The following is a 13620-nucleotide window of genomic DNA, read 5'->3' as shown; positions in this document are numbered from 1 at the left end:
GCTCCTGGTGGTTAGCGGGGGATAGCGGCTGGTCGGATCGGCGGCGGTGCGTGCCCGCCCCGGTTCAGAGCCGCGCCACGATGTCGGCGAGCAGCCGGCCGCAGCGGGCCGCGGCGGCGCGCCCGGCCTGGAGGACCTCGTCGTGCGACAGCGGCCCGGCCGCGATGCCCGCGGCGGGATTGGTGACCAGCGAGATGCCGAGCACCTCGAGGCCGGCCTCGCGGGCGGCGATCGTCTCCAGGGAGGTCGACATCCCGACGAGGTCGCCGCCGAGGATGCCCGCCATCCGCACCTCGGCCGGGGTCTCGTAGTGCGGCCCCGGGAACTGCACATAGACCCCCTCGGGGAGCGTGGGGTCGATCTCGCGGGCGAGGGCGCGCAGCCGCGGGGAGTAGGCGTCGGTGAGGTCGACGAAGGTCGCGCCCTCCAGCGGCGACGTGCCGGTGAGGTTGATGTGGTCGCTGATGAGGACCGCCGTGCCCGGGGCCCACTCGGGCCGCAACCCGCCACAGCCGTTGGTCAGGACCAGGGTGCGGCAGCCCGCCGCGGCCGCCGTACGGATCGGATGGGCGACGGCGCGCACGTCCCGGCCGTCGTAATAGTGCCGGCGGGTCCCGAACACCAGGGCGCGTCGCCCCGGGTCGGGGGCGTCGGTGCCGTGGGGGCGGTCGGGGCGGTCGGGGCCCTCGGGGCCACGCAGCAGCACCGACCGGACCGTCGCGGCGTGCCCGGCGACGGTCGCCGCCGGGAAGCCGGGGATCGCCGCGTTGTCAAGGGTGGCGACGGTCTCGCCGATCAGGTCGGCGGCCCCGCCCCACCCCGACCCCAGCACCAGAGCCACGTCGTGGCGCGGGCAACCGGTGCCCTCCGCGATCGCCGCCGCCGCCAGCGCGGCCATCGCGGCCGGGTTGCCGTCGTCCAGCCGCCGTTCAACAGCCATGTGCGGCAGCCTAGTTCCTGAAGTGCGCCGGCCGGGTACGCCGCTCGGGCTCGGCCGTCACCCCCGCGAGGTGCCAGGATGGTCCGGTGAACGAGCGAGCGCAGTCCGTGGTGATCATCGGTGGCGGCCCCGGCGGGTACGAGGCGGCCCTGGTCGCCGCCGCCCTCGGCGCGCAGGTCACCGTGGTCGACGTGGACGGCGTCGGCGGCGCGTGTGTGCTCACCGACTGCGTGCCCAGCAAGGCGCTGATCTCGACGGCCGCCTACGTCGGGCGCGTCGGCCAGGCCGTGTCGATGGGGCTGCGGACGTCGGCCCCGGCCCCGGCCGGCCCGGCGCGCGCGGACAACGCCGCGGTCCTCGACGCCGACCTGGCCGCGGTCAACACCCGCATCGTGGCGCTGGCCGGGAAGCAGAGCGAGGATATCGGTGCCGGCCTGACGGCGCGGGGGGTCACCGTGGTCGCCGGGCGGGCCCGGCTGACCGGCCCGGCGACCGTGCGGGTGGAGCCTGCGGTCGGCCCGGCGTACGACCTCGACGCCGACATGATCCTCCTCGCGACCGGCGCCGCGCCGCGGGTCATGGACACCGCCGTCCCCGACGGCGAACGCATCCTTACCTGGCAGCAGGTGTGGGCCCTCACCGAGCTACCCGAACACCTCGTCGTCGTCGGGTCGGGTGTGACGGGCGCGGAGCTGGCGCAGGCCTACCTGGGGATCGGCGCGCGCGTGACGCTGGTGTCGTCGCGGGATCGGGTCCTGCCGGGCGAGGACGGCGACGCCGCCACGGTCATCGAGGACGTGTTCCGCGAGCGCGGCATGGAAGTGCTGGGTCGGTCGCGGATGACGGCTGTACGCCGAGAGGGCGACCGGGTCATCGTCGCGCTGGAGGACGGCCGGGAGATCACGGGGAGCCACGCCCTGCTCGCCGTGGGGTCGGTGCCCCGGACGGAGGGGCTGGGCCTGGCCGAGGCGGGGGTCGCGCTCACCGAGCGCGGCCACATCGCGGTCGACCGCGTGTCGCGCACCTCCGTCCGCGGGATCTACGCGGCCGGCGACTGCACCGGCGTCCTGCCGCTGGCCTCGGTGGCCGCGATGCAGGGCCGGATCGCGGTCGCGCACGCGCTCGGCGACGCCGTTGCGCCCCTGAACATCAAGGGCGTCGCGTCGAACATCTTCACCGACCCCGAGATCGCCACGGTCGGGATGACGCAGCAGGAGGCCGAGGCGGCCGGGGACATCCGGATGGTGTTGATGCCGCTGGAGACGAACGCCCGGGCGAAGATGGACGGCATCGAGCAGGGCTTCGTCAAGCTCTTCGCGCGCCGGGGCAGCAACCAGCTCGTCGGTGGCGTGGTCGTGGCGCCGCGCGCCAGCGAGCTGATCTTCCCGATCGCGCTCGCGGTGGGGCAGCGGCTTACGTCCGATCAGGTCGCCTCGACGATCACGGTGTACCCCTCGCTGTCGGGTTCCGTCGCCGAGGCGGCCCGGCGGCTGTACGGCGGCCCGGCGGACGACTCCGCGTAACGCAGCAAGGCCGACCTGCCGCTCCGATCGGAGCGCCGGCGCCCCGGCGCACCCCGAAGGCTCCGTTCGGAGCCGGCAGGGCGGGGCGGATGGGGTGGGGGCGGACGGGTTGGGCAGTGGGGGTTGCCGGATGATGGGCTCGACTCACGCCCACGCTCACGAACCAGGAGGCACCCGATGGACGTTAAGGGACTGATCGCCAAGGCGAAGGACCTCGCGCGCAGCAATCCCGACAAGGTGCGCTCGGGGGTGGACAAGGTCGAAGAGGTCGTCAACCGCAAGACGGGCGGCAAGTACGCCGATCAGGTCGCCAAGGGGGCCGCCGCCGCGGAGAACGCGCTGGGCGTGCCCGGCGAGGCCAAGAGGGCGTTCGCGGAGGAGGCCGGCTCCACCTGGAAGCGGCCCGACGCCGTCCGGGCCGACCCCATCGACGCGCCGGCTCCGATCGAGCGCCCCGACAAGATCTGACCGGGCGCCGAACGTCACGCCGACCGCTCATGACGCGAGGCCCCGACCGGGATCACCGGTCGGGGCCTCGGCGGCACAGGGGATGCGCCCGAACTCACTCCTCGGCGGCAGCCTCGCCCTTGATATCGCACAGCACGGACCCGCTGGTCACGGTCTCGCCGACCGCGGCCTTCAGGCCGGAGATCGTGCCGGACTTGTGCGCATTGATGGGCTGCTCCATCTTCATGGCCTCCAGCACGAGGACCAGGTCGCCCTCGTTGACGCTGTCTCCGTCGGCCACGTTGAGCTTGACGATCGTGCCCTGCATCGGGGCGGTGAGGCTGTCGCCGCTGGCCTTCGCGCCGCCCTTGGCGCCGGCGCCGCCACGGCGCGGGGCCTTGCGACGCCCGGCGCCGATGGTGCCACCGCCGCCGCCTCCACCGAACGACATGTCGCCAGGCAGGCTGACCTCGACGCGCTTGCCGCCGACCTCGACGATGACCTTCTGCCGCTCGGGCTCGGGCTCGGCGGCGTCGGCCGACGGACCGCCGTACGGCTCGATCTGGTTGTCGAAGTCCGTCTCCATCCACGTCGTGTACACGGAGAACGGCTCGTCGGCGCCCGCGGGCGCGAACGCGGGGTCGTCGACGACGACGCGGTGGAACGTCAGGGCCGTGGGCATGCCCTCGACCTCGAACTCGGCCAGCGCGCGGCGCGACCGCTCCAGCGCCTGCTGCCGGTCGGCGCCCGTGACGATCAACTTGGCGAGCATCGAGTCGAACTGCCCGGAGATGATGTCGCCCTGTTCGATGCCGGAGTCCAACCGGACGCCGGGGCCCGACGGCGGCCGGAACGTCAGCACGGTGCCCGGCGCGGGCAGGAAGTTGCGGCCCGGGTCTTCGCCGTTGATGCGGAACTCGAACGAGTGCTTGCGGGCGATCAGCGGGGCCAGGTCGGTCTCGTCGTAGCCGAGCTCCTCGCCGTTGGCGATCCGGAACTGCTCGCGGACCAGGTCGATCCCCGTGACCTCCTCGGTGACCGGGTGCTCGACCTGCAGGCGGGTGTTGACCTCGAGGAAGCTGATGAGGCCGTCCTGGCTTACCAGGTATTCGCAGGTGCCCGCCCCGACGTAGCTCGCCTCCTTGAGGATCGCCTTGCTCGCCCGGATCAGCTCCGCGTTCTGCTCGTCGGTGAGGAACGGCGCCGGCGCCTCTTCGACCAGCTTCTGGTGGCGGCGCTGCAGCGAGCAGTCGCGGGTGGACACGACGACGACGTTGCCGTGCTGGTCGGCCAGGCACTGGGTTTCGACGTGCCGCGGCTTGTCGAGGAAGCGCTCCACGAAGCACTCGCCGCGGCCGAACGCCGTGACGGCCTCGCGGGTCGCGGACTCGAACAGCTGGGGGATCTCTTCGATGGTGCGCGCGACCTTCAGGCCGCGACCGCCGCCGCCGTACGCCGCCTTGATCGCGACGGGCACGCCGTATTCCTTGGCGAACGCGACGATCTCGTCGGCGTCCTTGGCGGGGTCCTTCGTGCCGGGCACGAGGGGCGCGTTGGCGCGCGTGGCGATGTGCCGCGCCTTGACCTTGTCACCGAGGGCGTCGATCGCCTCGGGCGACGGCCCGATCCAGATGAGTCCGGCGTCGAGCACCGCCTGGGCGAAGCTGGCGTTCTCGGCGAGGAAGCCGTAGCCGGGGTGCACGGCGTCCGCCCCGGACTGCTTGGCGACGTCGAGGAGCTTTTCCTGCACGAGATAGCTTTCGCCGGGCGTGGAGCCGCCCAGTCCGTATGCCTCGTCGGCCACCTTCACATGCAGCGCGTCACGGTCGGGGTCGGCGTAGACCGCGACCGAAGCGATGCCGGAGTCCTTGCAAGCACGGGCGATGCGGACGGCGATCTCGCCGCGGTTCGCGATCAAGACTTTGGAGATGGCCATGGCCCGGAGCCTAGTAGCCCGTCCGGGGCGAATGGCCGTTCGCGGCCGGGCCATCTGCCCGTGACCTGCCCCACGCCACTTGGTCGTCGCCCTGCGCATCGCGGTCTACTTCGCGGTGCCCGTCGAGGTGGTCTTCTCAACGGAGCCCTTCCCGCTCCTCGGCAGCGGCCGCGCGGGCTGACGCCAACTTCCCGGGCTGCCGGGCGCCACCACTGTTCGGCTCTCAATCGGACGTCCAACTTCTCCCGCGAGAATCCTCACGCCGAGCCCCGCCACGACGATCAATCCGATGGACACGGATGTCCCCGCGCCAGGGCTGGCGCGGCAGTCGTCAAGGAGTGGCGCATGAGAATCGGGACCGACGGCGACCTGTCGCGCCGGATCGCGCTGGAACACTGGCACGCGCAGGTTCACGACATGCAGACGTCGGCGGCCCGGCTCGCCTCCGGGCTGCGGATCAACGCCGCGGTCGACGACGCCGCGGGCCTGGCCATCGCCGAGAGGATGCGCAGTCACGTGCTCGGCGCCCGCCAGGCGCAGCACAACGCCCAGGACGGCATCAGCCTGTTGCGGGTCGCCGACGGCGCGCTTGCCGAGACGGCCGGGCTGCTGCAGCGCATGCGGGTCATCGCCGGGCAGGCCGCGAACGGCACCTGGAGCGATGCCCAGCGGGCCGCCCTGCAGGTGCTCCTCGACGCCTCGCTGCGCGGGATCGACGAGATCGCCCGGACCACGGCGTACCACACCATCCACCTCCTCGACGGCTCCCGCAGCGGGCTGACCCTGCAGGTCGGCTCCACCGCCGGGGACAGCCTCGCGATCGATCTGGGCGGCTCGTGCGCTGCCGAGGGCCTCGGGCTCGGCTCCGCGGCCGTGACCACGACGACCTACCGCACGGTCGCCACCACGGCGCCGGGCCAGACCGTGACCACCACGGCCCCGGACCAGGTCAGCACGACCACGACCACGACGTACGCCGCCAGCGGCTTCACCGGCCGCGCCACCGCACTGACCGGGCACACGGGTGATCTGACCGACGGCACGTACTTCGTGTCGTCGGGCTCCCTGTATGCCGGCGCCACCGCCGCAGGCCCGGTGATCGGCACGTACAACGACGGCACGCGCACCGTCACGTTTGCCAGCGGGGCCACGGCGGTCTTCGACAACACCCTCTACATCAAGACCGGCGGCCTGAAGCACGGCGAGTTCACGCTGACCTCCTCGGTCAGCACCACGACGACCGTCATCCCGGGTGCCACCACGACCACGGTCATGCCCGGGGCCACCACCACCACGCAGGTCGCCGAGACGGTGACCACACCGGGGACGGCGGTGAGCGTCGCCACCGCGGCGGATGCGGGGGCGGCCATCGGCCGCATCGACGCCGCGATCGAGCTCCTGCAGGATCGCCGGGCCGTAATCGGGGCGGCGGAGGGATCGCTGACCCATGCGATCGCCGCCCTCGCGGTCCAGGAGATCAACCTCTCGGCGGCGGAGGGCCGGATCCGGGACGCCGACGTGCCGGCCGAGGTGAACCGCCTCGCCCGGCTCCAGACGGCGGCGGAGGCGAGCGCGCAGGCCGTGAGCCAGGCGATCCTGGCCCAGTTCGCCGCGGTGAACACGCTGCTGGGGACCCTGGACGCCGCGCCGCCGGCAGCGCCGTCCGGTTCCGGTACGACGGGCCCGGCGGGCTCGGCCGGCACGGGTGGTGCCGCCGGCGGATATGCCGGTGCGTCGGCCCCGCCCCGTGGGGCGGCGCACGCCGCCCCCGCCGCCGGCTCGGCCGCGGCACCCCTGGGTCAGGCTTGGGGGGCGGGAGGGTTCAGATAGGCCCCGTCGCGGCCGATGAGGTGGGTAGGGCCCCGTTCGCCGTCCCCCCAGGCGACCGGTGCCGTCCCGCACGGGCGTACGGCGAGGGGAGTCAGCCATGAGGATCGGCACCGAGGGCGACCTGTCCCGGCGCATCGACCTGGAGGCCTGGGCCGCCCAGATCGCGGCGATGCACCTGTCGGTGTCCCGGCTGACGCCGGGGGCGAAGACCACGACCCAGCAGGACGACCAGGGCGTTCCCACGGTGGGGGCGGCCGAGTCGCTGCGCGCCCAGGTGCTGTCCTCGCGCCAGGGCCAGATGACGGCCCAGGACGGCCTGGGCTATCTGCAGGTCGCGGCGGCTGACCTGGGTCGCTCCGGCGAGGTGCTGCGCTGGATGCGGGTGGTCGCCGCGCAGGCGGCGGACGGCACCTTCGATGCGCCGCAGCGCGAGGCGCTGCAGAAGTACGTCGACCGATCCGTCCAGGAGCTTGAGGGCATCGCCGAGCAGGCCAGATACCACACCTTGAAGATGCTCGGCGGCACCGCGTCGACGTGGGCGCTCCCCGAGGGCGCGCCGACGCAGGCGGCGGCGGTCGCCCCGGTCGTGCCGGCCGTCACGCCGCCCAGTCGGCCGGGTCCGGCAGGCCAGGCGGGTTCGGCCGGGCAGCCCAGGGCGGCTGCCGTCGCGCCCGAGGGGCCGGCCTCGCCCCAGGGGTCGCCCGGCGTGGCCCCGGTCTCCACCCCCAGCACCACTGCCGTACCGCCCACCGCCCGCCCCGACGCGGCGCCGTTGGGCGGGTACGAGCAACGCACCCCCGGCGTCTTCGCCGCCAGGGCCGCCCTGGTCGGCACCGAGCCGAGCACCGTCGACGTTGCCGCCGCCGCCGACCTGGCGACTCGCGCGACGCCCGCCGGTCACGCCACGCAGCACACGGGCGCGTTCGCGGGTCGGGCGCCGATCGGCACCGCCGGCGAGGCGCGCGACCTGATGGACCGGCTCGACACCGCCGCGGACCTGCTGTCTCGCGTTGGCGCTGCCGTCGACGCCGCCGAGCAGAGCCTGCTGCGGACCATCGGGGCGCTGGGGCTCGACGAGGTTCGGCTGCCGGGCGATGGCGACGCGCCGGCCGCCCAACAGAGCGCCGCCACCAACGTCCTGCGGCAGCTGACCCTGCAGTCGGCGGCGCAGTCCAGCGCCGCGGTCCTGGTCGAGGCCACCCGTTCGCAGTTCGATGCGGTGACGACCGTGCTCGGCGGCACGGCCGCGGCGGCCGCCGTCGGGGCGTACGCCGGCGTCGCTCCCCGGGACCCGGGGATGGCGGCCCGCCCATCCGTGGAGCCCGTGATGTTGACCTCCCGCTCCTCGCGCGCGGAGACCAGCCGCGAGCGCAGCGACCGCGGCGGTTCCGGCTCTGGCTCCGGCGTCGCCCGGCGTTGACCGGCTCCGGCGCCGCCCGGCCCCGGCGCCGACCTCAGGCGAGCTCGGCGAGCTCCTCCTCGCAGCGGCGCTGGAGCTCGTCCAGCTCATGCAGCAGCAGGTCCAGGTCGGACCGGCGTTGTTCCAGGTCGGCCCGGCGATCCCCGATCTGGGAGAGCAGGTAGCGCAACTGGCCGGCCTCGCCGGGGTGGTCGTCGTACATGTCGACGATCCGCCGAATCTCCTCCAGCGGGAACCCGAGTCGCTTGCCCCTGATGACGAGGGAGAGGCGGATGTGGTCGCGGCGGTGATAGACCCGCGCCGTACCGCGCCGTTCCGGAGCGATGAGCCCCAGGTCCTCGTAATGCCGGATGGTGCGGTGCGTCACCCCGAACTCGTCGGCCATCTCGGCGATCGTCCACGTCGTCGCGCGACTAGCGTCGGAAGTGACCGTCTGGCCACTGTCGGCTACCGCTGGACCCGGTTCCCGCCCCGGTGGACGATCCTGGCTCGGGCGACTTGTCATGATCGAGATGGTCCTTTACGTTTACGTCAACGTCAAGATGTCGAGCCAGCGCCCGGCGTACCGGCCACCGCGAGGCGACCCGAACAGAAGGGTAGTGAGGATGTTCGAGCTCTCCGCCGATCACGAGGAGTTCCGTCAGCACGTCCGCGATTTCGCCGCCGGCGAGGTCGCCCCCCACGTGGCGCAGTGGACCAAGGACCACTACTTCCCCGCGGACCTGATCCCCAAGATGGGCGAGCTCGGGTTGTTCGGGCTGGTCGTGCCCGAGGAGTACGGCGGCTCGGGCATGCCCCACGAGGAGGGTCCGTTCACCTACCTCTGCCTGGCCATCGAGGAACTCGGCCGCGTCGACCAGTCGATCGGCATCACCCTCGAGGCGGGCGTCGGCCTGGGCATCAACCCGATCATGAACTACGGCACGGACGCCCAGAAGCAGCGCTTCCTGCCCGACCTGGCCGCCGGCCGCACGCTTGCCGGGTTCGGCCTCACCGAGCCGGAGGCCGGCTCGGACGCGGGCGGGACCCGCACGAAGGCCACGCTGGAGAACGGGCAGTGGACGGTCAAGGGCGCCAAGGCCTTCATCACGAACTCCGGCACCCCGATCACCTCCGTGGTCACCGCGACCTGCCGCACCGGCACGCGGGACGACGGCAGCCCGGAGATCAGCGCGATCATGATCCCGTCCGGCACGCCCGGCTTCACCGTCGAGCCGCCCTACGACAAGCTGGGCTGGTGGATCAGCGACACCCACGGGCTGACCTTCGACAACTGCACGGTCCCCGAGGAGAACCTGCTCGGCCAGCGGGGCAAGGGCTATGCCCAATTCCTCGCCACGCTCGACGACGGCCGGGTCGCCATCGCGGCGCTGGCCGCCGGCTGTGTGGTGCGGATGCTGGAGGAGTGCGTCGAATACAGCAAGACGCGGCTCTCGTTCGGTAAGCCCATCGCGACCTACCAGGGCGTCAGCTTCCAGATCGCCGACCTGCAGGTGATGGCCGAGGCGAGCCGCCTGCTCACCTACAAGGCCGCCGCCATGAAGGACCAGATGCACCTCGGCAAGGTCTCCGTGGCGCAGTTCAAGCACGCGGCCTCGATCGCCAAGCTCTACACCAGCGAGGCCGCGGTCACCGCGACCCGGATCGCGACGCAGGTGTTCGGCGGCAACGGCTTCATGGAGGAATACCCCGTCGCCCGCTTCTTCCGCGACGCCAAGATCCTGGAGATCGGCGAGGGCACCTCCGAGGTGCAGCGGATGCTCATTGCCCGGGGCCTCGGGCTCCCGAGCTGAGCCGGCGCTCGGCCCCGACGGACGACGGCAAGCGAGGAGGCTGTGATGGATTCCGAGGCGGCGTTTGCGCCGGCGACCCCCGCCGAACAGGGCGGTGACGCCCGGGTCGGGGACGTGCGGGCGCGGCTCAATGCGGCGTACGCGTCGACGGCCAGCCTGCCCCCCAAGGCGAAGACCAAGCTCGACGCCCAGGGCAAGATGTTCGTCCGCGACCGCGTCGCGATGCTCTTCGACGAGGGCGGCTTTGTCGAGGACGGCCGGTACGCCAACGCGATGGCCGGCGGCTCTTTGCCCGCGGACGGCGTGGTGACCGGCCGCGGCACCGTCGACGGCCGCCCCGCCATCGTCGTGGCCAACGACCCATCGGTGAAGGCGGGCTCGTGGGGGGCCCGCACGGTCGAGAAGATCATCCGCGCCACCGAATCTGCCCTGCGCGAGGAGCTGCCGATCTTCTGGTTCGTGGATTCGGCGGGGGCGCGCATCACCGACCAGGTGGACCTGTTCCCGGGCCGCCGCGGGGCGGGGCACATCTTCCACAACGAGGTGGCCCTCTCCGGCCGGGTGCCGCAGATCTGCTGCCTCTTCGGGCCGAGCGCCGCCGGTGGCGCCTACATCCCCGCCTTCACCGACCTGGTGATCATGGTCGACGGCAACGCCTCCATGTACCTCGGCAGCCCCCGCATGGCCGAGATGGTCGTGGGGGAGAAGGTGAGCCTGGAGGAGATGGGCGGCGCGCGGATGCACTGCACCGTCTCCGGCTGCGGGGACGTCCTCGTCGAGACCGACGAGGAGGCGATCGAGGTGGCGAAGCTCTACTTCTCCTATCTGCCCTCGACCTGGCGCGATCAGCCGCCGGTGTTCCACCCGGAGGAGCCCAGCGTTCCGCTGACGCGCGCCACGGTGCCGGAGGTCGAATCGGTGCCCTTCGACATGCACGAGGTCATCGACGGCCTGGTCGACGAGCACAGCTTCTTCGAGATCAAGGCGCTGTTCGCGGCCGAGCTCATCACGGGGTTCGGTCGGCTCGGTGGCCACTCGGTGGGGATCGTGGCGAACAACTCCGCCGTCAAGGGCGGCGTGCTGTTCGTCGACAGCGCCGACAAGGCGGCCCGGTTCGTGCAGCTCTGCGACGCCTTCTCGATCCCGCTGATCTACCTCGCCGACGTGCCCGGCTTCATGATCGGCTCGGACGTCGAACGCGCCGGGATCATCCGGCACGGCGCCAAGATGGTGAGTGCGATCTCGGAGGCGACGGTCCCGCAGGTGTGCGTCGTGGTGCGCAAGGCGTACGGCGCCGGCCTGTACGCCATGGCCGGTCCGGGCTTCGGCCCGGACGCCACGATCGCCCTGCCGACCGCGCGCATCGCCGTGATGGGCCCGGAGGCGGCCGTCAACGCCGTCTACGCGAACAAGATCGCCGAGATCGGCGATCCGGCCGAGCGTGCGGCCTTCATCGCGGCCAAGCGTGAGGAGTACGAGGAGGACGTGGACCTGGAGCGGCTGGCGTCCGACCTGGTGCTCGACGACATCATCGAGGCGGACCGGCTGCGGGACGACCTCATCAAGCGATTGACGTACGCCGGGCGCCGGGAGCGGGCCTTCAGCGAGCGACGACACGGCGTTTCGCCGGTCTGAGCGGTTCACGGGGGCGCCACGGTGGGGCGGGGATTCGCCTGTGCCCCAGCGAGTTGACCCGCATGCGAGCGCGGTGTAGCCTGTGGAGGTTGCCCCAATCAGGGTGGCATCGCGGCGTCGGCCTCTTGGCAAAGGCGTCCACTTCCACAACACGACGATGAAGCCGATTTCGGCATTCTTCGGCATGTCGCGGAAGCAGCGATTTGACTCCGCTGATCGACGGTGGCAAAGTTCCTCGGGCTGTCCGGCTCGGGTAGCGAGTTCGCATTTCGGTGAATGCTTGTCATTCCCCACAAACCGCGGATTTGACACTCGACCGAAAGCCTAGATAACTTAGAGAAGTCGCCAAGGGAAAGGCCGAAAAGGCCCGCCCCAAGGTGTGCAGCCGATTCTTGAGAACTCAACAGCGTGCCGAAAATCGATGCCAATTGTTTGTTGGTTTCAAGTCAATTTTGCACCCTTTTTTGGGGTGTGTGTTGGTTTGGGGTCAGGGTTTTTCCTGGCTTGGCGCCTTTGGGTGTTGGGTTGGGGTTTGTTTATTTATGGAGAGTTTGATCCTGGCTCAGGACGAACGCTGGCGGCGTGCTTAACACATGCAAGTCGAACGATGAAGGCAAGCTTTCGGGGGTGGATTAGTGGCGAACGGGTGAGTAACACGTGAGTAACCTGCCCTTCACTTCTGGATAACTCTCGGAAACGGGGCTAATACAGGATATGACTCAGCCTGCATGGGTTTGGGTGGAAAGATTTTTTGGTGGGGGATGGGCTCGCGGCCTATCAGCTTGTTGGTGGGGTGATGGCCTACCAAGGCGTCGACGGGTAGCCGGCCTGAGAGGGTGACCGGCCACACTGGGACTGAGATACGGCCCAGACTCCTACGGGAGGCAGCAGTGGGGAATATTGCACAATGGGCGCAAGCCTGATGCAGCGACGCCGCGTGAGGGATGGAGGCCTTCGGGTTGTAAACCTTTTTCGCCAGTGATGAAGCCTTTCGGGGGTGACGGTACCTGGAGAAGAAGCACCGGCTAACTACGTGCCAGCAGCCGCGGTAATACGTAGGGTGCGAGCGTTGTCCGGAATTATTGGGCGTAAAGAGCTTGTAGGCGGTTTGTCGCGTCTGCCGTGAAAATCCAAGGGCTTAACTTTGGGCGTGCGGTGGGTACGGGCAGGCTAGAGTGTGGGAGGGGAGACTGGAATTCCGGGGGTAGCGGTGAAATGCGCAGATATCAGGAGGAACACCAATGGCGAAGGCAGGTCACTGGGCCATTACTGACGCTGAGGAGCGAAAGCATGGGGAGCGAACAGGATTAGATACCCTGGTAGTCCATGCCGTAAACGTTGGGCACTAGGTGTGGGGTCCGTTTCCACGGGTTCTGCGCCGTAGCTAACGCATTAAGTGCCCCGCCTGGGGAGTACGGCCGCAAGGCTAAAACTCAAAGGAATTGACGGGGGCCCGCACAAGCGGCGGAGCATGCGGATTAATTCGATGCAACGCGAAGAACCTTACCAAGGCTTGACATACACCGGAAAAGTGCAGAGATGTGCTCCCCTTAAGGTCGGTGTACAGGTGGTGCATGGTTGTCGTCAGCTCGTGTCGTGAGATGTTGGGTTAAGTCCCGCAACGAGCGCAACCCTCGTCCACTGTTGCCAGCACGTTGGGTGGGGACTCATAGGAGACTGCCGGGGTCAACTCGGAGGAAGGTGGGGATGACGTCAAATCATCATGCCCCTTATGTCTTGGGCTTCACGCATGCTACAATGGCCGGTACAAAGGGCGGCGATACCGTGAGGTGGAGCGAATCCCAAAAAACCGGTCTCAGTTCGGATTGGGGTCTGCAACTCGACCCCATGAAGTCGGAGTCGCTAGTAATCGCAGATCAGCAACGCTGCGGTGAATACGTTCCCGGGCCTTGTACACACCGCCCGTCAAGTCATGAAAGTCGGTAACACCCGAAGCCGGTGGCCTAACCCGTTTGGGGGGGAGCTGTCGAAGGTGGGACTGGTAATTAGGACTAAGTCGTAACAAGGTAGCCGTACCGGAAGGTGCGGCTGGATCACCTCCTTTCTAAGGAGTCAACACGTTGGTGCTGCGCCCG

9 protein-coding genes and 1 rRNA gene are annotated in these 13620 nt (G+C 70.2%); 7 read left to right on the top strand and 3 right to left on the bottom strand.

Going from position 1 to position 13620, the window contains the following annotated elements; genetic code table 11:
- Positions 1-64: 64 nt before the first annotated feature.
- On the bottom strand, positions 65-940 hold the full coding sequence (locus IPK37_02190) for a purine-nucleoside phosphorylase (protein ID QQS01305.1): 876 nt from the start codon (positions 938-940) through the stop codon (positions 65-67).
- Positions 941-1026: 86 nt separating this feature from the next.
- On the opposite strand from IPK37_02190, the gene IPK37_02185 reads away from it, so the two are divergent.
- Together IPK37_02185 and IPK37_02180 are read left to right on the top strand one after the other, a co-directional pair.
- On the top strand, positions 1027-2463 hold the full coding sequence (locus IPK37_02185) for an NAD(P)H-quinone dehydrogenase (GenBank protein ID QQS01304.1): 1437 nt from the start codon (positions 1027-1029) through the stop codon (positions 2461-2463).
- Between the two features lie 177 nt (positions 2464-2640).
- Positions 2641-2931 carry an antitoxin gene (locus IPK37_02180; protein QQS01303.1) on the top strand — a complete coding sequence of 97 codons (291 nt, stop codon included), beginning with the start codon at positions 2641-2643 and terminating at the stop codon, positions 2929-2931.
- Between the two features lie 94 nt (positions 2932-3025).
- Here the strand turns inward: IPK37_02180 and IPK37_02175 are convergent, their stop codons facing one another.
- Positions 3026-4846, bottom strand: coding sequence for an ATP-grasp domain-containing protein (locus tag IPK37_02175; protein ID QQS01302.1), 1821 nt, complete (start codon positions 4844-4846; stop codon positions 3026-3028).
- A gap of 345 nt (positions 4847-5191) precedes the next feature.
- Between IPK37_02175 and IPK37_02170 the strand changes: the two genes are divergently transcribed.
- Together IPK37_02170 and IPK37_02165 are read left to right on the top strand one after the other, a co-directional pair.
- Positions 5192-6676 (top strand): hypothetical protein, encoded by a 1485-nt coding sequence (locus IPK37_02170; GenBank protein ID QQS01301.1) that lies wholly within the window; start codon positions 5192-5194, stop codon positions 6674-6676.
- A gap of 97 nt (positions 6677-6773) precedes the next feature.
- Positions 6774-8096, top strand: coding sequence for a hypothetical protein (locus tag IPK37_02165; protein QQS01300.1), 1323 nt, complete (start codon positions 6774-6776; stop codon positions 8094-8096).
- A 34-nt stretch (positions 8097-8130) separates the two neighbouring features.
- Here IPK37_02165 and IPK37_02160 read toward each other — a convergent pair whose 3' ends face one another.
- Positions 8131-8601 carry a MerR family DNA-binding transcriptional regulator gene (locus tag IPK37_02160; GenBank protein QQS01299.1) on the bottom strand — a complete coding sequence of 157 codons (471 nt, stop codon included), beginning with the start codon at positions 8599-8601 and terminating at the stop codon, positions 8131-8133.
- Positions 8602-8701: 100 nt separating this feature from the next.
- On the opposite strand from IPK37_02160, the gene IPK37_02155 reads away from it, so the two are divergent.
- The 3 genes from IPK37_02155 to IPK37_02145 all read left to right on the top strand — a co-directional run bounded on the left by IPK37_02155 (position 8702) and on the right by IPK37_02145 (position 13589).
- A complete protein-coding gene (locus tag IPK37_02155; protein ID QQS01298.1) occupies positions 8702-9889 on the top strand; it encodes an acyl-CoA dehydrogenase family protein in 1188 nt (395 codons plus the stop codon).
- 45 nt (positions 9890-9934) lie between these two features.
- Positions 9935-11524, top strand: coding sequence for an acyl-CoA carboxylase subunit beta (locus tag IPK37_02150; GenBank protein ID QQS01297.1), 1590 nt, complete (start codon positions 9935-9937; stop codon positions 11522-11524).
- A gap of 539 nt (positions 11525-12063) precedes the next feature.
- Positions 12064-13589 (top strand): 16S ribosomal RNA (locus IPK37_02145).
- Positions 13590-13620 lie beyond the last annotated feature (31 nt).

Source organism: Austwickia sp. (assembly GCA_016699675.1).
Lineage (GTDB): Bacteria > Actinomycetota > Actinomycetes > Actinomycetales > Dermatophilaceae > Austwickia.
This window is presented reverse-complemented; position numbering and strand designations above follow the sequence as displayed.

Coding starts and splice junctions, on each gene's coding strand:
- IPK37_02170 (QQS01301.1), top strand. CDS start 5,192: ATGAGAATCGGGACCGACGGCGACCTGTCGCGCCGGATCGCGCTGGAA.
- IPK37_02160 (QQS01299.1), bottom strand. CDS start 8,601: ATGACAAGTCGCCCGAGCCAGGATCGTCCACCGGGGCGGGAACCGGGT.
- IPK37_02150 (QQS01297.1), top strand. CDS start 9,935: ATGGATTCCGAGGCGGCGTTTGCGCCGGCGACCCCCGCCGAACAGGGC.
- IPK37_02175 (QQS01302.1), bottom strand. CDS start 4,846: ATGGCCATCTCCAAAGTCTTGATCGCGAACCGCGGCGAGATCGCCGTC.
- IPK37_02180 (QQS01303.1), top strand. CDS start 2,641: ATGGACGTTAAGGGACTGATCGCCAAGGCGAAGGACCTCGCGCGCAGC.
- IPK37_02165 (QQS01300.1), top strand. CDS start 6,774: ATGAGGATCGGCACCGAGGGCGACCTGTCCCGGCGCATCGACCTGGAG.
- IPK37_02155 (QQS01298.1), top strand. CDS start 8,702: ATGTTCGAGCTCTCCGCCGATCACGAGGAGTTCCGTCAGCACGTCCGC.
- IPK37_02190 (QQS01305.1), bottom strand. CDS start 940: ATGGCTGTTGAACGGCGGCTGGACGACGGCAACCCGGCCGCGATGGCC.